Source organism: Streptomyces sp. AMJ-169, assembly GCF_055597585.1.
In genome coordinates this window covers 39,916-58,492 of sequence record NZ_JBVLTJ010000016.1, presented here as the reverse complement: position 1 = coordinate 58,492, position 18,577 = coordinate 39,916, and the positions used below count along the sequence as shown (strand labels likewise).

Below are 18,577 nucleotides of genomic sequence, written 5' to 3'. Positions count from 1 at the left end.
CGATACGGGTTACTCGACTGCGCGCGGGCACTGTGGCGATGGGGAGACCTGATGGGCTCTCAGTTCCACTCGGCTCACCGCCCCCGAGAGAGGGCCGACTGGGGGGCGAAGGCCATTGGCGCCTGTGGCTGCGGTGCGTGGCTGAACAGGGTGCTCGGCGCGGTGGTGCTCCGACGCAGGGCTGCGGTGGTTCGGGCGCCCTCCGCCTCCGACGGGATTCCGGCGTGGGTCCGGGTGGCCGCTGTGGCAGGGGCCGTGGAAATCCGTGCGACGAAGGGGTTGCTCCAGTACTCGACGGCCGCGTAGACGGGGCCCAGTGCCTGTCCGGCGTCGGTCAGGACGTAGGGGGCGCCGTGGCGCGGCCCGGTGCGAGCGACCAGGCCGTCGGTCTGGAGCCGGCGAAGTCGCTGTGGCGCTATGCCTTGGAGGCCGGCCTTCTCGACGAGGTCACTGAACCGCATAGGCCCGCCCGAGCTGAGGACCTGGATCACCGTGGTCGTATGCCGCAGGTACAGACGCTGCACGGCATCCTCGACGCGCTCGGCACCGGCCATCTTGCCGAGCACCAGGTTGGTCTGGGACCAGTCCGAGAGGGCACTGTGCACCCAGGACAGCGATTCGCCGGCAGCGCTGAGCTGGTACGGAGCAAAGCGGCTGTCGCCGCGGGTGATCAGCCCGTCAGCGTGCATCTGGGTCAGCCGCCTGCTGAGCAACTGCTCGCCGGTGAAGGGGAGTGCGGCGGAGATCTCGTGCACGCGCAGGGGGCCCTCCTGTGCCAAGGCCTGCGTCACCCAGATGGTCCACTTGGGGGCTATCAGGGAAAGCGTGTCCTCGACGCGCTGGGCATCGATCGACCTGATCAGGGCGGCGGAGAGCTGCTCGGTGGTGGCCATGGGGCGAACTCCGTTAAGGGGCAGGGGCTTTGTGAATATGGAGGTGGGACCGAGCGGCCTATGGAGAGCGCTCTCGGTTTGGAGTTCTTTGAGCACCAGGCACTGAGGCGGCAGGAGCAGTTCGCAGCGGACATAGCGGGTGCCCTCTCCGGGAGATCAGCGAGATCGGGAAGATTTAGCCCCGCTTGTCGCGGGCGCGGCGGATGAGTTGGCGGTGGTATCGGAGGCTGTCGTAGTACGGCTTCGGTTGAGGGCTGCGGATACACGTGGTGTGGCGGTACGCGCGTCCCGTAGTGCTGCCTCGCCCTGCGATGTGAGTGAGAGGAGTTGCCCAGGCCGGTACAGGCCCTCATTGGTGTCCTGGTCCAGTAGCCCGTCGGCGACCAGCCGCCGGACGGTCTCGGGCCAGACCTCCGGGTTGGGACGGTGGCCCTGCCCGTCGGAGAGATAGATGTCGCCGAAGACCGGGCTCTGGTGGAAGCGCAGCGTGCCCGTCTCGACGACTTCGAGGGCGCGGAGTTGTCGGTCGCCCGCGATCGCCCAGTCGTCGTTCCGGGCCGGGGCCTGTTCCTCACCGGAGCTGTCAGCCTGCGTGGTCGAGGGCTGCGCGGCAAGGCGGCGGCAGACGGTGATGGACCGGGTGAGCTGTTCGTAGGCCGCGCTGCGGCGGGCGACGAGCAGCTCGATCTGCGGACCGGAGGTTCGCAGGACGTCGTGCCAGTCGCGCGGGTCACCGTGCTCGCCTCGGGCAAGGGGTTCCAGCACCCGGATCGCGGACTGGGCGGCGCGGGTCAGTTCGTCGTGCAGTGTGTCGATGTCCCGGGCGGCTTCGGCGACCATCTGGCCGACGAGGTCGAGCGGTTCGCGCGACGGGCGGTGGCCTGCCAACGCCCTGGGGTTGTCGACGCCGAACTCCTCGGCCACCAGGTACGAACCGGGCCGTTCGGCGGGGTTGTGGGGGTTCATTCGGCTGCCTCCAGCCGCGCCAGAAGCGAGCGGACGAGGGCGGGCAGGCCGTCCGGGCCGTCGCCGATCCGGACCTGGTCAGCCGCTTCGCCGAGGACGTAGGCGGCGTCTTCGAGAAGGCCGCTGGATATCTCCAAGCAGGCGTCGGTGATCGCGGAAGCGGCGCGCAGGGCTTCGGAGAGCACCTCGACGTACTCCCCCGGAGGGAGATCGGCGGCTTCGGCGGCGGCGTGGATGGCCGCCACCTCCGGTGCGCTGAAGGCGCCGTCGAATTCGCTGTCCCGCTTCACGGTGGCGGGGTCGGCGCAAGACGGATCCGGTGGCTGCGTGGGAATGCCGACACGCGTGCAGATCTGGTCGACCGAGGTGGTCAACTCCGCGAGCGACTCGGTCAGCCAGCCCAGCGCGGCGGCATAAGAGGCCAGGGTGAGGAGACCTGCCGGCGTGGTGGGCAGCGCCTCGTCGGCGACGAACCTTTCAAGCTGGTCGTTCAGCTTGCCGACCACCAGAGGGCCGGTGGACAGGGCACCCAGCACGGGGTGGAGGTAGGAGCGACTCGGCGATGTCGGATACTCGGTGGCGAGGATCCCGGAGACGCTCTGCGCGGCATCGGTGAGGAGGCCGGCCAGCTCGGTGCGGGCCAGGAGCACGCGGTGGGCGGTCATCGCGAGAAGGCCTTTCGGGGAGCGCCGGGGGCGGGCTGGGATGTTGCCGGCGCGGTGGCCGGGAGTGCCGCCGTCCGGTCGGCTGGACGGGGAGAGCGGGACCGGGCGGCTTGCACACGGGCCTGTGTTTCGGAGCCCGACTCGGTGCTCTGGAGAGGGCCGATGCGCAGTTGGGCGGCGCGGTAGACGGCGTAGTCCTTCCGCGTCCCGGCGGCGACGAGGTAGATCTCGCGTTTATGGTGCGAGGTAGGTGGCGCCGGCCGGAACTGGATGACCATCCGGTGGGAGACGGACGGGTCGACGTAGACCTTGTGAAAGCCCGCGAGGCGACCCTTCAGCGGCAGGCAGTCGTCGCTGCCGTGGACCAGGTTTTGCAGCTCCAACAGTGCCAAGTCGCGTATCTCGTCCGGGAGTTCCCGCAGATCGGCAATGGCGTCAGGGTGAGCGGCGAAAGCGAAGCGGGCGCGGCTCATACCGACCGCCCGGAGTTCGGTCGCTGAATCGTTCCTGCCGACGGTGCGTTCGGAGCATCGCAGTTGGCCTTCGGCGTCCCGGAGACGTCGGCGGACCGGGTAAGGGCGGCACGGGTCCGGAGGGCAGCGGTGCCACCTCGGTGTTCCGGCGGCCGGGGCAATGGGCTGCTGCGGGCGTCCAGCCAGCTCCGGGCGGCGTCTTCGTCGGCGAAGGCACCCTCGCGCATCGTGTACGTGCGCGCGTCGAGATCCCCCTTTTCGAGAAAGACTCGGACCGGTGCCTGGGAAGCGGCGGAGTCGCAGGCCAACGTCCATGTCTCGCACGGGTCGAAGTCCGAGGTACAGCTGTCGAGGACCTTGTACCGATCGCCTGACGTGCGGAGCCGCTGCTCGATACGTGAGGTGAGATCGTCGGCGGGTTTCATGAAGTCGTCGCCGACTCGGGCAATCCGCTCCGGCGGGCAACCGCGCTCGATCAGCCAGTTCTGAGCGAAGGACACCGTGGGGTGAGAGGCCGACTCGAACGTGAAGGTGTTCTGGTGGAAGTCCCGTGCGACCTTGACAGCGACGATCTGGGGTTGGCCTGGTACTCCCCAGGTGGCCGAGCCGTCGTGGGCGACGACGAAGCTGTGGGCGCCGTTGGGCGTGGTGTGGTGCTCGGCCAGGACGGTGAAGTCGCTGCCCCAGAACCGCTGTTCCGCGAACTCCGAGTCGGCGTCGGCGGGTTCGAATTCGTCCAGACGGAAATCGAGTCCAGTGCTCATGCCGCCAGCCCCAAGTGCTCAGGGGCGGGGGTGGCCAGTACACGATGGTTGGGCCGGGCCGGGCTTGTCGTACACGCGGCGAAGGGGCCGTCGGGAGCACGGAGTTGAACCAGCGTGTGGTCCAGGTGGTCGCGGTGCCACGCCGAAGGACCGGACAGGCCGGCCTCGGCGTCGGTGAGCTGCTGCCACGCGAGCCAGAGAGCGTGCAGCCGGGCGACGGCCTCGGGGTGCTCGTGCCACTGCGTGCACCACGGCCGGGTCGTGCTGATCTCCCGGCCGTACACCGGGAGGAGGAGGTAGTTCACCCAGTCGGTGAGGGCGGCGAGTTCGATGGCGTACGCCTCGCTGCCCAGGGCGAGGATGAACACCGAAGTGGGGCCCTCCGCCTGCTCGGAGCCGGTGGCCCCGGCCGCCGGAACGCCGTCGGCCGGCTGGAACGCGGCGGAGGCGGAAGTCGGTTCGGAGCCCAGACGGTCGAGGATGACGCCGTGCTGCCTCACCTCGGCCATCGTCTTGGCGAGGGTGCTGGCGAGGTCATCGAGGTCCCCGTCGGGGACGCGGAACGGCTCAGGGGTGGAGGGGATCTTGCTGATGTCGGACATGAAGGCGCGCTCCATCTGTGGGACGGCGACATGGGAAGGAGGATCCGGAGAAACCGCGGTTTGGTCCGGCCGCAAAAACCCGCTAGAGAGGCGCTACGCCGACGTGCAGCCAGAGCAGAGCGGGAAGAGCGGGGCCAGCAACTGCACGGCCCGAGTGGCTTGTTGAGGAACGACACCGTTGCCGAGCGCGGTGAGCTGAGCTGGTCGTCCGAGCCCTGGAGTGGCGGTGACCCAGCCGGGTTCCAGGCCCTGCATCCACTCCACGAAGTCGGCACGGAGCCGTCCGGCCGCGTCGGTGGGCGGCGGCGCGGGGCGGGTGAGCGTCTCCCATCGGGTGATGGCGGCTGTGTACGGTCCCCATCGCCGGTCTGCTCCCCTCCCTCCGGGTCCGGTTCCGTCCAGAGCGGCAGAACCACTGATGGCAGGGGAGGGTGCCGCTCGTTGCCGGGCCGACGCCCTGGGGCGCTCGGGCCGGCGGACCGGAGCGTGGACAGCAGCGACGCCGCCGCACTCGGCAGGGTCATGTCCCCGTTGCCGTGCCGCTGGTTGGGCGATCCCTTGGCCCCGTCCGACGCCTTCGGGGTGGGCAGCAGCCACTCCACCTCGTCGGCCAGGTTCGGGCCGTGGCCGCCGCTTTTCCGTTTCGACGGGTGCTGGGAGCCGCCGTTCTTGCCGATGTTGCTCGTTGGGGTCTTGAGCAGAGTGCTCGGCGGGCCAGGCAGTGAGGAAGACCCGCTCGCGACGATGAGGGGCTCCGACATCGGAGGCGCGAAGCACGAGCCACCGAGCGTCGTACCCGATGTCGGCCAGGGAGCCGAGTACGGCGCCGAGTGCTCGCAGAGGAGGCTGACCTGAGGTGTCTCCCAGACACCACGGGCAGAATTCCACGTCGCCAGGGGAACCGGCGGGTGAGGTGAGGAGGCCGCGCACATTCTCGATCACCACCAGGCAGGGTCGGAGGGCCTCGACCGCACGGGCGACGTGCAGCCACAGCCCTGAACGGGTCTGGGAATTGAGTCCGGCTCGACGGCCGGCGACCGAGACGTCTTTGACAGGGGAAGCCCGCTGTCAGGACGCACACCCCGGGGACGGTGGACCAGTCGACGGTCGTGATGTCGCCGAGGTTGGGCACCCCGGGCCAGTGCCGGGCCAGGATGCGCGAGGCAGCCGGATCGATCTCCGCGTGCCAGGCGAGTGAGCCGCCGAGGGCGGTCAGCACTCCGAGATCCAGCCCGCCGTAGCCGGAACAGAGCGAGCCGATCAACGGGTGGGCGGGGGCGGAGACGAGGGTGTTGTTCACAGCGAATTTCCGGTGGAGAGGACGAACGACGGTCGGGGAAGGAGTCAGCCGTGTCCGCGAAAGGGCGGCCGTGCAGAGGCCAGACCGGGCGCGGCCCTGGACTGGTCGGAGGACGGCAAGACCGGGCGAGGCGTGCTGCGGGCGAGGGCGGCGTGCGCTTGCGCGGGGGGAGGCTCAGCAGGCGAAGGAACCTGGGCCGTCGGCGTCGGAGCTGGATGACTGCTCGCGGCCTGCCAGCGGGCCCGTACTTCGTCAAGTGGACCGAGCGCGTGCAGGGCGTGGTTGATGAGCCGCCCGGGGGCCAGGGCCGAGTCCTCCGCCAGGGCTCGGACTGCGCGCGCAGAAGCTGCCGCTGTGCGTGTGACCGAGGAGCGCATCACCAGCTCGCCGAGCCAATCGGCGCTGCCGGCCCCCAGACCGTCGCAGATGGCAGTGAGCTGGCCGTCGGAGAGCGTGCCGTCGGCCAGCAGGCCGCGCCGCTGGGCCTCCCAGAGCAAGGTGATCCGGTCGATGGGCTCGCCTCGGTGGTGCAGCGCGCCGAGACATCGGTAGAGCTGCCCATGAGTGGGATCGGCGAAGTCGCCCGGCCGCAACCAGCCGACCACCTCGTCCATGGCTTTCGGCTGTTCGGCGAGGACGGCCAGAAGAAACCGCTCGTCCTCGGCGTCCCGGTCGGCCCGGACCGGCAGCGGCGTGACGGGGATGGTGGCCGGCGAAGCCGCGGGCGCGACCGGGCGGGGTTCGGTTCCCCACCGACGCGCAAGATCATTGAGCACCTCGGTGAGAACGTCCGCGTAGCGCAGGGCTTCCTCGACTTCGCCCTGCACGGCGTCGGCACGAGCAGCTTGGTGGAGACGGATCGCGTGCTTCGCGATGCCGCGGTGGATCGCGCCCTCCAGCACCATGCGTCCGTACACCGGAGCGTGCGCGGAACGCGGGCACGTCTGGACCAAGGCGTGGGCGTACACCGCGGTCAGCCCCCGTACGTGGCGGCCGGCCTCGGCGACGGAGTCGTTCACCCATGACAGAGGTACGGACTCCCTGGCCGCCAGTGCGGGGTGGCCGTCGTCTCGGAGCTTGCGCAGCGCGGCGAACAGCGCCTGATGGACCGGCCGGTAGAAGTGATCGGGCACGAGCCAGTCAAGGTGCCTGAGCTGGCCCGGATCACGCAGAACGGAGCCGAGCACCGCCTGCTCGGCGCTCAGCAGCGGGTTCATCGCCGACCTCCCGCGCCGGAAGCGGAAGGTTCGCCGAGCCGGGCGCGCAGGCCGGCGACCGCGTGGTCGGCGGCGGCCATCGCCTGGGCGAAGCCGTCCAGCACGCCGACGAACGCGGGATCGGTGACGAGGACCGAGCCGGAAGCGGCGGCCAGCCGCCACTGGCCATCGCGCCGGATCGCCGGTGACCAGGCCGGACGTCGTTCGGATTGGAACGGAGACGGTGACGCAAGCACGGAGGACTCCTGAAAGGGAGGAGGGAAGATCAAGTCGCGAGGCCGAAATCGGCCTGAACAGGAGCACCTGAGCGGCAGGACCAGGGCGAGCAGCCGTCCGGCTCGCCGTTCTCCAGCTCGGCGTCCGCGAGCGCGTCGAAAATGTCGCCCTGGCGTCCGGACCACTCGTGGGCGGTGACCCGGTCGATCGGCGCCTGGTCCAGAGGCCGGCGGCTGCGGTGCAGATACGCCTGACCGAGCAGCGGAGTGCCCTTCGCGGTCGCTCGTGCGTTGCCCGACCGGATCGCGGCATCGAACTCCACGACGTCACGCCACTCCTCGGGCGAGCTGTCACGCAGGGCCCGCCACTGGGCGTTGCCGTGGTAAGGACACCCGAGGCACGCGCTTTTCGGGGTCTGGCCGAACCCGCGGGATCGAAGCAGTCGGAGGCAGTCCGAGCGGGAGAACCCGGCCTCGATCAGCGGGAACCGGTTCTTCATGTAGGCGACGTCCGCGTCCTTTGCCCGGGTGAACTCGTCCACCGAGATGCCGATCCATTGCTCGACGAACGTCCCGGCCGGGATGCGATGTGGGTGGGGATGGCCGAGCAGCTCGCGGACTTTCTCCTTGATGGGCCGGACCTTGTACTGGCCGGTGCACTGGCGCCGCGACATCCCTTGGCTGCCAGTGGAGTTGAGGATGTGCAACGGCATCGACGCGAAGCGCTTGGAGGGGGCGAGCGCGTCGGACCGGATGTTGCCGGCGGACACCCGCAGGACCGGGATGCCGGCGGGCTCGGCGATCTCCCGCTCGATCCGGTCGAGATGGCCGTAGACGGCGCGGGGCTCCCAGCCCGTGTCCGCGAAGATCGCCGCGTCCAGGCGGGGCAGGTGGCCCTCGGCTGCCATGAGCAGCAGACAGGTCGACTGCACCCCGGCGCCGAGCGAGAGCACCTTGAGTGTCGGGGCGCTCATGCCGACAGCCCGAAGTCGTCGTGACCCATGGACTTGGCGAGGGCCCGCTCGGTGATGGCCTTCGTCGCACGGGCCGAGGCCGGGCCGACCATCTTGGCGGAAGGCTCCTTGTACCAGGGCCGCAGATCGAGCATCGCCACCCGGATACCGGTGGCCAGGAGCAGTGCCTTGCCCTTGGGAAGCGCGCGGATCGCGTCGGGCGGCAGGATCCGCTCGGTGCGCATACTCACCGAAGTGGACTTGCCGCTGTCGCTGGTCGACACCGAGGTGGTCTGGACGTCGTGGTCACCGACCTGCCTGCTGAGCCGGTCGGCGAAGTCGGCGTCGTCAATACCACTGCCGATGATCTTGACGGTGGCGGCGGACCAGAGAGCATCCATTCCGGCCTCGCCCCAGCACCGCTGGCCCTGCCGGTAGGACTGGAGAATCGTCATCGGGATGACGCCCCGGCTGCCCAAGTGGCTGTACAGGTCAGGGAGATCACTGATCTTGCACACATTGGCAGCCTCGTCGAGGATGCACAGGGCGGGTGGGTCGAGGCGCCCCCCGGAGCGCTCGGCGACGACTACGGCCGCGCGCATCACGGCGTCGGCCGCTGCGGCGATGATCGCGCTGGCGCTGCCGCCGCCGTCCTTGCTGAGGAGGTACAAGGTGTCGCGTGAGGTGGCGAAGTCGAAGGGCTTGAACTCGGGGAGGTTCTCGGCGGGGGTGACCCAGGCGGCGACGCCCGGGTCGAGCAGGCAGCTCGCGTACTGCCTCGCGGTCTCGTAGATGCCGTCGCGGGTCTCGGTCGCGCCGGAGACCGTGCCCTGAAGCTGGGCGGCGACCGCGTCGTGGCCGGCGTCGGTGAGCAGGTCGACCGGGGTCCGGTCGGCGGGGGAGGCGAGCCAGGCCAGGACGTCCGTGACCGGACGCCGGTGGTTGGCTGCGGCGAGGAACAGTGCGCCGAGCGTGTTGCTCGCGGCGGTGGACCAGAAGTCGGAGCCGTTCGACTCGTCCACGCTGGCGGCGACGAAGTGCCCGGCCAAACGTTTCGCTCCGGCCAGATCACGGGCGTCGGCCAGGATGTCCCACCACATCTCACGTGGGTGATGGGCGATCTGCTGGGGGTCGAGAGTCCAGACCGTGCCGACCTCCGCGCGGGCGTCCACCGTCGCGGTGAAGGCGTCGTTCGCGGCCTTGTTGCTGGTCAGCAGGACCGGGCCGGGTGCTGCGAGAATCGCCGGGATCGCCAGTGCGGAGGTTTTGCCGCTTCGCGGAGCCATGATCGCGACGATCACGTCCTCCCAGGACGCGCGGACATCGGCCCGCCCCGGGGAGAGGGCGCCGAGCCTGATGCCGCGGTCAGCGGGGGCGACCTCTTTGTACTCTGGGCCGCTCAAGGACGGCCGCAGGCTCCTCGCCTTGGCGGTGATCTCCTTGTCCAGCAGCGGGGCGAGGTCGGCCTTCCGGGCGAGGCCGTTCTTCGAGCCGCCGCGCAGCCGCATCCACAGCACCAGGCCGAGGACCGAGAGACAGACGGACAGCACGCCGGGGATGATCCGCGCGCCGACCAGCAGGGTGGTGGGGCTCAGGCGCGGCCACAGCGTATCGGGGTGAAGCAGTGCGTCGAAGGCCCGGAACGGAGACCAAGGCCCGCTCCCGAACAGGGAGTTGGTGAGGTTGCCGCTCAGCCAGGCCAGCGAACCGAAGGTGAATGCGACGCCGAGTACGCCGAAGAGGAGGTAGAGGAGCGCGTCTGACCCGGTGGTGGTCGAGGGCGCGCTGGTACGTGGTGCGGGCATGGTAGGTCCCGGGAGTGTGAGCGCAAGGGAGGGGGAGGCGGGGCACGGGGCGCTCTTCTGCTGGACATCAACGAAGCTCCTGTTCGGGAAGGGAGTTGGCGGTCGGGCTATCGGGTGCGAGGGGCCCGGGGTTTCGCAGCGCTCACCGCTGCCTCTGTGGAACTCGCCGGGGACGTCGTGAGCTGGGCGGCGGCACTCGGCGAGGCGGTACGAGCAGCGCGTTGCCGGTTCGCCTCCGGATCGCCATCGGCGGGCGTCTGAACTCCAGCGCCGAGGACATCGCTGAGCAGTTCCCTGGTCCGCAGGACGTTCACCATCCTGTGGTTCCTGGGATCGGTGCGCCCGGCGGGACACGCGGCGATCCCCTCTTCGGCGACGGCCAAGTGCTCCTGGACGTCCTGGAGCAGGCCGCGGGCGGCGGCGAGCCGTGTCCAGGTCTCGAAAACAGGGTTGTGGTGCGGGTCGTCGAAGGCCAGACGGACACGGGTCCAGTCGGCGGCAGCGGCGACGAGTTCGGTCAGTTGAGGCAGAACTCCGACGAGCGCTCCGCCGACCTCCTCGATGATTTCGGCCACCTCGTCGGGCGCCGTGGTCTCGGTGAGCCTGGCGATCATCCCGGGGACGGAGTGCGGGTCGGCGGAAGGATGGGGCAGGTGACGGACCTGCGGCAGGTTGCCGGAGCCCACCGTCCCACCGCCGTGGGCGAGCCGGATGTTGTGCTGCATCGCGGCACTGACTGCCTCGCCGATGCTCGAATAGGACTCGGGCACGGTTGCTCCTCGGTCGTGGTGCCGGATGTGCGGACTGGGCAGGCGCACGCAGCGGGCGCGCTCCCCACCGGGCAGATGCGGGTCTGCGTCACCGTGTCCGAGAACCGGGAGCCTGCGGCGGACGGACAGCCGCGCTGGCATCCCCCGCCCCGGGGCCGAGAGCTGAGGAGTCCTTGGCCTCCACCGCCGCGGGCGATGAGGCGAGAGCGGTGCTTCGGATATCCGGAAGCGCTGGAGAGTGCGTCCGTGACTCCGCGTGGAACTGCGGCGGGGGGCCGATGTGGCTCAAGTCCGCGTCGGCTCCGACGAGTTCCGACTGCGCCGCGCTGACGAGATCCGCAGCGTCACCGAACCGGTCGGCGAGCCGGTACTTCCAGCTGTCAAGATCGTTGATCTGCTCGCTCACCGCCTCCAGCGCCTCCCGGACGCGTTCCAGCGCGCCGTGTTCGGGATGAAGGAGATGGTCGACCGCCTGCCGAAGGCCCTCACCGTTCTGGGCACCCCTGATCCGATCGGTGAGATGCAGGAGTTCCGCACCGGCGGTGTAGGGCCCGAGCGGATTTGCCTGGGCGGACGGCTGCGGGGTGTCGAGGGCGGGGTCGAGTTCGACGCCGTAGCGGGCGGCGCGGAGCATCTCGGCTGCGCGGCTGGCGATGGCCATGCGATCAGCGGCCGGGGTGGTGGTGGGAAGACGATGGCGTCGGCCGTACCAGTCGTCGATCTGCTGGAAGCCGGCGTGCTTGAGGAGCATGGCGGACAGGTCGTCGCGGGCACCCTTGGCCAGGACGCTGCCGCTGGGCTCGGTGGTGATCGTGATGGAGAGAGCAGGCACCTGGGTCTCCTGGGTGTGGGGTGTCCGACGGGATGCGGCGGGCAGGCGACCCAACTCGGCGGCGAGACGGTGGCATTCGGTCTGGACGCGGTAGGCGTCGCGGTAGGCGTTGTGCAGACCGCCGTCCTCACGGGCGAGGGTCGCCACGATGTGCACCTGCCGGGGCTGGTTGCGCACGGCGATCCACCGGCAGGCATCCGGATCGCCGTGCGGGGCGATGCCGGTGGCGGCCACCAAGCGGCGGGCGACGGTCGCCCACTGAGAGTCGGTGAGGTCAGGCTGGCCGGGATCGGAACGAACTGAGCAGATCCATGCGGGTCGTTCAGGCGCACGGGCCCCGAGACGTTCGACGGGTTCATCGAGGGCATGGGCCAGGTGGGGCAGTGAGTCAGGCACGGCAAGCAGCTCGATCGGGGCGCCGTAGGCGGCACCTGCGATCAACCGGGGGTTGGTGTGGTTACCGCGTTCACCCGGCCCATACAGGTACGAAAGCAGGCTGGCGGTGTTCCCGGCGCGATGCAAGTGGGGGATCACGGCGTGTACCTCGAAGGGGGGTTGAGAACAGCGGCCCAGATGTTCGGGGTGCCAGGAGAGAGAATCCGAGGAATCCGCGTTTTGGCGCGGCCGGAGATCACTGATAGATGCCGCCGCTCGCTCGGGGAGCCACTGAGACCGTGGTCGTAGGCGGGCTGCTGTGCGGTCAGAAGTGGGGGTTCTCGGTGGGCCGGTCGGTCTCGGTGGCGGCCTGGAGCAGTTCGGGGAGGTCATCGGGCTCGGAGGAACGCTGGTCGAGCCACCACCCCGCGCGGGTCACAGTGCGCGCGGTCTCCTCGATCTCCTCCCACTCGGTCTCGCTTGTCTCCCCTTCGAGGACCAAGGCGGTGTAGGCGGCGGCCAGGATTTGGTGGCGGCAGCGCACACCCCAGGCGACGGCTCGTTCGGTTCCTTCCAGAGGAGGCATCCGGTATTTCTCCGACCAGGCTTGGGACTCGGCCTGCTCTTCGGCCCTCTTGGCCTCCAGCCAAGCGGTCTTGCTCTGTTTGTCGCTCTCCTGGGCGATTCGCCAGCAGTCGGTACAAGGGCTGCGGGAGAGCCAGTCGGCGAAACCGGCGCGACGGTCAGCGGGGCGGTCGGACAGGTCGCGTTCGGTGGTGTGTTCGCAGGAGTGGGTGATAGTCCAGGTGGTCGGAACGGGCACGAGGGACTCCGGGAGAGCAGGGCGGGTCAGCGGGTTCGGGTGGCCGTCGGGTGCGGTCGCGCCGGTGCGGCGGAGGTGGCCGGCGTCGGGGCGTGCGGCTGGGTGGTGATGCCGGAGCGGGCCGGGCTGGTCGAGCGGGCGACCGTGTTCATCGGAGGGCTCCCCGGGCGGTGTGGCGGAGCTGAGGCGGGGGGTGGTCCGGGGGCACGGTGGCGGGTCACAGCCTCGGCGAGGGCTGGGTGGACTGCGGCGGTTTGCCCTGTCTGCTGGAGGGCCCTGACGGTGCCGGAGACCACGGTCAGGGCGGTGTCCCGGCTGAGCTGGCCGGGCAGCGTGTAGATGTCCTGGCCCGGTTGGTACTCCCAGCCGAAGGTGCGCAGGGCGTGGTCCTCACGGCTGTCGGGACCGGTGCTGGTGGCAGCGACGATGCCGTGCTGGGGGTGCTCGGCGAACGCGACGTCGGGTGAGGCGAGTCGGGGCGTAGGTGGGGTGCCGAAGGTGGTGTGGACGGTGAGTCCGGCCCGTTCCATGGTGCGGGTGGCAACGGTGGCGCGGGCGGGGGCGTCCTCGGGTGGGGTGGAGAGGGAGTAGAGGAAGGGGTGGCCGGGGACGTGTTGGAAGCCGAGGTGGTCGAGGTACCAGTCGACGAGGTGGTGCTGGGCGGGGTTGGTGGCGACGATGCCGTGGTCGGGGTGGTGGCCGACGACGACATCGGGCTCGGAGGCGGAGGGCATGGCGGTTCCTGGGGTTCAGCGGCGCGGGCGCGGGCGCGAGGGGGAGGGCCGGGCTTCGGCGGGTCGGGTCACTGCCGGTGAGGTTGCCGGGGGCGGGCGCTGGGCGGCCGGTGAGGTGGTGCGGGCGGTGTGTGTGCTGCGGGAAGTGACGCCGAGTTTGTCGAGGTGAGCGTCGATGGCGTGCAGGAGCGGGAGGACATCGCCTCGGTGGGCTTCGTCGGGGCCGCCGGGTTCGGAGTCGTAGAGGAGCCGGTGTCCTGGCGGGCTCTCCTCGCGGTTCCAGGTGGCGATCCAGGAGTCGGGACGGCCGGGCGGGTGTCCTCTGGGGGTTCCTGGGGCGGCGAGACGATGAGGTAGGAGCCGTCGGAGAGTTCGGCGTGGATGATCCAGTCCGAGAGTCCGTACTCCACGGTGCACGTCAGGCCGCGCGCGGTGAGCGGGCCGGTGACGTGCGCGTACAGGTTCTGGATGTCCCGTTTCATCGGCCGTTGCGCTGTGTGGGGGCGCCGGCCCGGGACGCGGGCGGGGGCGGCACCGGCGCGGGGCGCCGGATACGGACCGGTGCCGAGGGCGGCGGGGTATTGCCGATGCGGTCGGTGACGTGGCGGGCGGCGCGCAGAACGGCTTCGCCGTTGTCGCCCAGGACGAGCGCGTGCTGCCACATCTCGAAGTTGCGGTCCGCGATGTAGTCCTGATGATCCTCGGCGGGTGCGTTCAGGATGACTTCGTCCCACGACCGGTTGAGCCGGTCCGCGCGTTCCAGGTGCTCGCGTACGGTGCCCATGCTGCGGCGGGCGCGGCTGACCGGGCCGGTCAGATAGTCGTTGCCGGTGCTCACGGAGTCGATGCCGTCGAGCACGGCGGGGGCGTGGGTGAGGTAGACCCCGACGGCGTCCCAGGCGCGAGCCTCGTGGAGCACCGCGCCGGTTTCCGTCCTGGAGGTGTCCTCCCATGAGCCGGCGACGGCTTCCCAGGAGTCGAGGGCTTGCTGGAGTTCGACGGTGGCGTGGGCGAGGAGGCCGATGCGGGCGGACCAGATGCCGCGGTCCCAGGCCGGAAGGAGACGGGTGCGGATCTCGTGGACGGCCTGTACGGCGTCCGTGGCCAGAGGAAGTGGGGCAGGGCCGGGGAGAGCGCTGTGCTGGATGACGAGGGGGTGTTGAGGGAACAGGGCGGCGGCGGTGATGTCCTGGTAGGGGCCGGTTTCCTGGATGAGTGTGAGGGTGTGACGGGGGCCGGTCAGCAGGGCGGCACGGGCAGCGGTGGCGAGGGCCGCCCGGCCCGTGTCGGGGCCGGCGCACCACAAGTTGTCGAAGTGACCCTGGTGGGCGGGGGAGTTGAGGTCGAGGCGGACGGATTCCCAGTGGCCGGGGAGGCCGTCGGCGATGGCCGAGGCGTAGGCGGTGAAAGCCTGGTTGTGGCGGGCGGCTTCGTCGGGCTGGAGCGCGGCCTGTGTGCGGGTGAGGTGTTCGTCCCAGCGTGAGTAGAACAACGCGATGCGCTGGGCGGCGAAGACGCTGGTGGAGGCAGCGCTGAGGGTGACCTCCGGGGTGAGCAGGTCCTGGAGTGCTCCAGTGGCGTTGGCGGGCAGGTCGGTGGGGCGCAGGGGGCCGACGAGGTAGCGGTGGGAGTCCGGGTCGGCGCGGGGGACGAGGAGGAACTGAGCGCGGCCGGGAGCGGTCAACAGGGCTGCTTCGGCCGCGTTCTGCGCGGCGTCCCGCAGCTGAGTGCTGTGCTCCCAGAGAGGGTGTCCGTCCGGCTGGGCCGGAGCGGTGGTCCAGCCCAGCTCATCGGCGAGAGCGGTGGCGAAACGGGTGAGGTCGGAAGGCATGGAACGTTTCTTCTCCAGAAGAACGGGAGCAGGTGTTGGTGAGCCGCTGAGCTCCGCCATCGACGCGAGTCACGGGTGGGAGCGGGAAAGCGGCGTTCGACGAGGATCCGGAGATCGGCCGTTTTGGTCCGGCCGGAACTCGGTGCTAGGGGCGTCAGCGGGAACGGCGCCGGGCTGTCGTATTCGGCGCGGACGGCGCAGAAGACGAAGCGGGCGAAGCCTCACGGTCACCGGAGGCGGACCGGGCGAGGGCCGCCTGGGCGCGTTCGGTCTGCACGGGCTGGTCTGGGTCCGATCGATTGGCCAGGTGGTCGCCGGCCCGAGCGAGTGCCCGGCCCTGGAAGGACAACTCGTCGGCGTAGTGCCAGCCTTCGGAGTTGCGTACCTCCCGTGCCCGGTCCGCGTAGATCTCCCGCGAGCCGGGGAGCGAGGCGTCCATGAGCGCCATGACCTGATCCCACTCCCGCCTGATCTGACCTGCCCGTTCCAGGACGGTGTCGATTCCGCGGAGCCGTCGGAGGTCTTCGCTGACCGGCCCCTCGGCGTAGTCGGCACCACTCGCCGCGGCGCGGACGCCTGCCAGGACTTCGGGCCCGTGGGCGAGGAAGACCTCGACGTGTTTCCACGCCTCGGCGTCACGTTTCACCTTGCCGTCCGCATAGCCCTCCTCATCGACGGGCCAGCCGTCGTCGTCGCAGAAGGAGTCCGAGACCGCGTCCCAGTCGTCGGATGCCTTCGTGATGCCCGCGGCGGCGGAGGCCAGTGCCGGGAGGTGCTGCCGCCACGTCAGGTGCTCGGTGGCCGCCGGTGACCGGTTTCCACGGGCAGCGGGAGAATCGGGCACGGGGGTCCTCGTTTCTGCGCTGGTGCTCACCGCGAACGCGGCAGCGAACGGTTGGCGGGTGCTGGCCGGCGGGCGGGAGCATCGCTCTGCCGGACGGCGGAAGAGTTCCGGGCGGACACCGTTGGGGAGACACGGGCGGCTGCCGCCGCTCGGAGCGAGCGGGAGCGGATTTCCTGGTCCACGCCCTCCCGCACGAGATACAGCTCCTCGCCGAGGTCGGTCAGGCGGCCGGCGAGGGCGTCCAGCTCGGTGGCGCTGCTTCGGGCGCCATGGGAACGGCACCACTCCGAGGTGGTTTCGAGAAGCTGGTGCAACCGGGCCACTGCACCGAAGTCGTCCGTCAGCGCCTCGTGGAACAGCTCGGCGAACTCCTCCGGCAGGGCGGCGCCGAGACGGTCGTTCCAGTCGACAGCCGGAGCGGTGACGCCGGGACGGGAGGCGGGGGCTTCTCCGTGGACTCCGGGTTCCGGCCGCGCTACCGTTGACGACATCGATCAACTCACCTTGCTGTAAGGCAAGTTGGGGTGAGACATGCGAGCATCGGTGTCGAACAGCTCGCGCTCGGCAGGGTGCAGGATGTGCTGGGTGATGAAGCTGCGGCCCGCGACCTTCCACAAGCCCCGGCCCTTGGTCAGGGCGGACACCGCTTGGGTCTCGACTCCGGTCAGTCCCAACAGGGATGCTGCGGCCGAGAGTTGGTCGGGTTCCTGGCGGTAGATGATGCGGGTGGAACAGTCGGCCAGGAGGCCCTCCGCCAGCACCCGGCCGCGTGATCCGGCATCGCCCGCGCTGAGCAGGTCGCTGAGGCGGTGGATCACCATCAGGTTCGCGATGCCGAGCCCGCGGGAGAGCTTCCACTGCGACTGCATCCGCTCCAGCAGGCCGACGTGCCGCATCACCCGCCACGCCTCGTCGTAGATCACCCAGCGCCGGCCGCCGTCAGGGTCGGCGAGCGCGCTCTCCATCCACGCCGAAGCGCAGGTCATGGCCAGGACCAGGGCGGTGTCGTCGCCGGAGCCGCCGAGGCGGGAGAGGTCGATGGACAGCATCGGGGCGGTCGGGTCGAAGGCCACCGTCGAAGGAGCGTCGAACATGCCGCTCAGGTCGCCGTGTACAAGGCGCCGAAGGGCGTGCGCGAGGTCCTGCGCGGCGGGCCCCATGCGTCCGGCCTGGTCGCCGAGGGCTCGGTCGAGGCGCTCCGGCGAGCCCAGGACGTGTGCGATCTCGCCCAGCAGCGGCACCGTGCCGGCCGCCTTGGCCCCGGCGACGACCAGGTCGAGGGCGAGGTCCAGAGCCGTGTGCTCCATCGGCAGGAGATCGCGCTTCAGCACGGTGCGCGCCAGACCCGCCAGAAGAAGGAGGCGGCGCTTGCGGACCTCGGCCGCCCAGTCGTCCTCGCTCACCGAGGCGGGCCGGGCCGGCGCGTCCAGCGGGTTCAGCCTGCCCGGGAGGCCCGGTCCCAGCGCGATGCTGTAGCCGCCGAGTGCCTGCGCGACGGCCGTCCACTCTCCCTTGGGGTCGCAGGGGACGTAGACCCGGTAGCCGTGGGCGATCGCCCGGGTGGCGATCGACTTGGCCAGCGCGGACTTGCCCATGCCGATGATCCCGGCCAGGACGGCGTTCGGATTCGTGAAGCCCTCGACCCGTCCGCTGCTGTACAGGGAGAACGGGTCGTAGCAGAACGCCGCCTCCGCGTGCACGTCCCGGCCGATGAAGATGCCTTCCGCGCCCAGGCCGCCCTCCGCGAGGAACGGGTAGGCGCCGCTGACGGTGGCGGTGGTCATCCGGTGGGCGGGCAGGCTGAGCTTGCCGCCCCGGGCCGAGGAGGAACCGGGGCGCCCGGACGGCGGGTAGGTCGGCCGCAGTTCCGGGTCGTGGGTCTCCTCGGCGCGGTGTTTCGGCGGGGCTCCGGCGAGGCGGGCTTGGCGGCGGGCCTTGGCGAGACCAGTGCGGGCGGCTCGCTGCTCGGCGCGTGATGCCTTGCGGGGAACGAACAGGGGAGAGGCGTTGGCGCGGGTGCGGGGCATGGGTGATTTCTCCAGACGGGAGGCGGGTCAGCGGCGGACGAGGCCGGTGAACGGCGTGTGCAGATCGGCCGGGGTGGTACGGCGGCGCACCAAGCGGGCGGCTCGCTGGTGGCGTTGGCAGATCGTCAGCTCTGGTGCCCCTTCGGGCAGGCCCGACTGGCACTGCTCACGTCCAGGCACCTCGCCGGAGCCCGTCCGGGGTGCTCCGTGATACGCGGCGTGTACGTGGTCGGCGGCCTGCCAGATCCGGGTGCGAGCCGCGCGGAGTTCGTCACCTTCGACCGGCACGAGCCGGCCGGTGCGGGCGGCATGGGCGTCGAACAGGCCGTACAGCGAGACGAGATGGGAGTGCAGCGCGTCCAGTTCGGCACGCGTGGTGACGAGAGGGCCACCAGGAATGTTGAGCGCGCGGTGGAAGTCGAGCGCGGCGGTGGCGAAGGGCACGAAGTCCTGCGCGGTCGGGCTGGCGGTGCGGGACATGGGGTGCT

Annotated in this window: 20 protein-coding genes and 2 pseudogenes; all 22 read right to left on the bottom strand. The window is 70.4% G+C overall.

All coding sequences use genetic code 11. The features are described from left to right. Window positions 1–74: 74 nt before the first annotated feature. The 22 genes and pseudogenes from ACYUD3_RS31950 to ACYUD3_RS31845 all read right to left on the bottom strand — a co-directional run bounded on the left by ACYUD3_RS31950 (window position 75) and on the right by ACYUD3_RS31845 (window position 18,569). Entirely contained in the window at window positions 75–893 is an 819-nt protein-coding gene (locus ACYUD3_RS31950; RefSeq protein ID WP_470977555.1) for a winged helix-turn-helix transcriptional regulator, read from the bottom strand. Between the two features lie 156 nt (window positions 894–1,049). Continuing rightward, a complete protein-coding gene (locus ACYUD3_RS31945; RefSeq protein WP_470977552.1) occupies window positions 1,050–1,859 on the bottom strand; it encodes a large ATP-binding protein in 810 nt (269 codons plus the stop codon). After that, window positions 1,856–2,524: a hypothetical protein gene (locus ACYUD3_RS31940; protein ID WP_470977549.1), complete on the bottom strand. Its 669-nt coding sequence runs from the start codon at window positions 2,522–2,524 to the stop codon at window positions 1,856–1,858. Before ACYUD3_RS31940 ends, ACYUD3_RS31945 begins: the two co-directional genes overlap by 4 nt. Beyond that, the gene (locus ACYUD3_RS31935; RefSeq protein WP_470977546.1) at window positions 2,521–2,997 is read right to left on the bottom strand and encodes a hypothetical protein; all 477 of its coding nucleotides are present in this window, start codon (window positions 2,995–2,997) and stop codon (window positions 2,521–2,523) included. The genes ACYUD3_RS31940 and ACYUD3_RS31935 overlap by 4 nt, the downstream gene beginning before the upstream one ends. After that, the gene (locus tag ACYUD3_RS31930) at window positions 2,994–3,761 is read right to left on the bottom strand and encodes a glycosyl hydrolase (protein WP_470977543.1); all 768 of its coding nucleotides are present in this window, start codon (window positions 3,759–3,761) and stop codon (window positions 2,994–2,996) included. The genes ACYUD3_RS31935 and ACYUD3_RS31930 overlap by 4 nt, the downstream gene beginning before the upstream one ends. Next, window positions 3,758–4,363, bottom strand: a complete 606-nt coding sequence (locus ACYUD3_RS31925) for a DUF4913 domain-containing protein (protein ID WP_470977540.1) — start codon at window positions 4,361–4,363, stop codon at window positions 3,758–3,760. Before ACYUD3_RS31925 ends, ACYUD3_RS31930 begins: the two co-directional genes overlap by 4 nt. 93 nt (window positions 4,364–4,456) lie before the next feature. Further along, a pseudogene (locus ACYUD3_RS31920) lies at window positions 4,457–5,359 on the bottom strand (DNA cytosine methyltransferase); the annotation flags it as partial. Window positions 5,360–5,480: 121 nt separating this feature from the next. Continuing rightward, window positions 5,481–5,582 (bottom strand): annotated as a pseudogene (locus ACYUD3_RS31915) (DNA cytosine methyltransferase); the annotation flags it as partial. Window positions 5,583–5,707: 125 nt separating this feature from the next. After that, window positions 5,708–6,880: a DnaB-like helicase N-terminal domain-containing protein gene (locus ACYUD3_RS31910; protein ID WP_470977537.1), complete on the bottom strand. Its 1,173-nt coding sequence runs from the start codon at window positions 6,878–6,880 to the stop codon at window positions 5,708–5,710. Next, window positions 6,877–7,116 (bottom strand): hypothetical protein, encoded by a 240-nt coding sequence (locus ACYUD3_RS31905; protein ID WP_470977534.1) that lies wholly within the window; start codon window positions 7,114–7,116, stop codon window positions 6,877–6,879. The genes ACYUD3_RS31910 and ACYUD3_RS31905 overlap by 4 nt, the downstream gene beginning before the upstream one ends. A gap of 29 nt (window positions 7,117–7,145) precedes the next feature. Further along, on the bottom strand, window positions 7,146–8,069 hold the full coding sequence (locus ACYUD3_RS31900; RefSeq protein ID WP_470977531.1) for a hypothetical protein: 924 nt from the start codon (window positions 8,067–8,069) through the stop codon (window positions 7,146–7,148). After that, window positions 8,066–9,853, bottom strand: coding sequence for a type IV secretory system conjugative DNA transfer family protein (locus tag ACYUD3_RS31895; protein ID WP_470977528.1), 1,788 nt, complete (start codon window positions 9,851–9,853; stop codon window positions 8,066–8,068). The genes ACYUD3_RS31900 and ACYUD3_RS31895 overlap by 4 nt, the downstream gene beginning before the upstream one ends. 107 nt (window positions 9,854–9,960) lie before the next feature. Then, the gene (locus ACYUD3_RS31890; RefSeq protein ID WP_470977526.1) at window positions 9,961–10,623 is read right to left on the bottom strand and encodes a hypothetical protein; all 663 of its coding nucleotides are present in this window, start codon (window positions 10,621–10,623) and stop codon (window positions 9,961–9,963) included. Between the two features lie 88 nt (window positions 10,624–10,711). Continuing rightward, window positions 10,712–11,989, bottom strand: a complete 1,278-nt coding sequence (locus tag ACYUD3_RS31885; RefSeq protein WP_470977523.1) for a hypothetical protein — start codon at window positions 11,987–11,989, stop codon at window positions 10,712–10,714. A gap of 166 nt (window positions 11,990–12,155) precedes the next feature. After that, the gene (locus tag ACYUD3_RS31880; RefSeq protein ID WP_470977520.1) at window positions 12,156–12,653 is read right to left on the bottom strand and encodes a hypothetical protein; all 498 of its coding nucleotides are present in this window, start codon (window positions 12,651–12,653) and stop codon (window positions 12,156–12,158) included. A 26-nt stretch (window positions 12,654–12,679) separates the two neighbouring features. After that, window positions 12,680–13,387 (bottom strand): hypothetical protein, encoded by a 708-nt coding sequence (locus tag ACYUD3_RS31875; RefSeq protein WP_470977517.1) that lies wholly within the window; start codon window positions 13,385–13,387, stop codon window positions 12,680–12,682. Between the two features lie 68 nt (window positions 13,388–13,455). Further along, a complete protein-coding gene (locus tag ACYUD3_RS31870) occupies window positions 13,456–13,869 on the bottom strand; it encodes a hypothetical protein (protein WP_470977514.1) in 414 nt (137 codons plus the stop codon). Further along, window positions 13,866–15,218, bottom strand: a complete 1,353-nt coding sequence (locus ACYUD3_RS31865; RefSeq protein WP_470977511.1) for a hypothetical protein — start codon at window positions 15,216–15,218, stop codon at window positions 13,866–13,868. Before ACYUD3_RS31865 ends, ACYUD3_RS31870 begins: the two co-directional genes overlap by 4 nt. Before the next feature lie 154 nt (window positions 15,219–15,372). Next, the gene (locus ACYUD3_RS31860) at window positions 15,373–16,062 is read right to left on the bottom strand and encodes a hypothetical protein (RefSeq protein WP_470977508.1); all 690 of its coding nucleotides are present in this window, start codon (window positions 16,060–16,062) and stop codon (window positions 15,373–15,375) included. A 26-nt stretch (window positions 16,063–16,088) separates the two neighbouring features. After that, window positions 16,089–16,553: a hypothetical protein gene (locus tag ACYUD3_RS31855; protein WP_470977505.1), complete on the bottom strand. Its 465-nt coding sequence runs from the start codon at window positions 16,551–16,553 to the stop codon at window positions 16,089–16,091. Window positions 16,554–16,556: 3 nt separating this feature from the next. Then, window positions 16,557–18,089 carry an ATP-binding protein gene (locus ACYUD3_RS31850; RefSeq protein WP_470977502.1) on the bottom strand — a complete coding sequence of 511 codons (1,533 nt, stop codon included), beginning with the start codon at window positions 18,087–18,089 and terminating at the stop codon, window positions 16,557–16,559. Between the two features lie 27 nt (window positions 18,090–18,116). Beyond that, the gene (locus ACYUD3_RS31845) at window positions 18,117–18,569 is read right to left on the bottom strand and encodes a DUF6238 family protein (protein WP_470977500.1); all 453 of its coding nucleotides are present in this window, start codon (window positions 18,567–18,569) and stop codon (window positions 18,117–18,119) included. Between the last annotated feature and the right edge of the window lie 8 nt (window positions 18,570–18,577).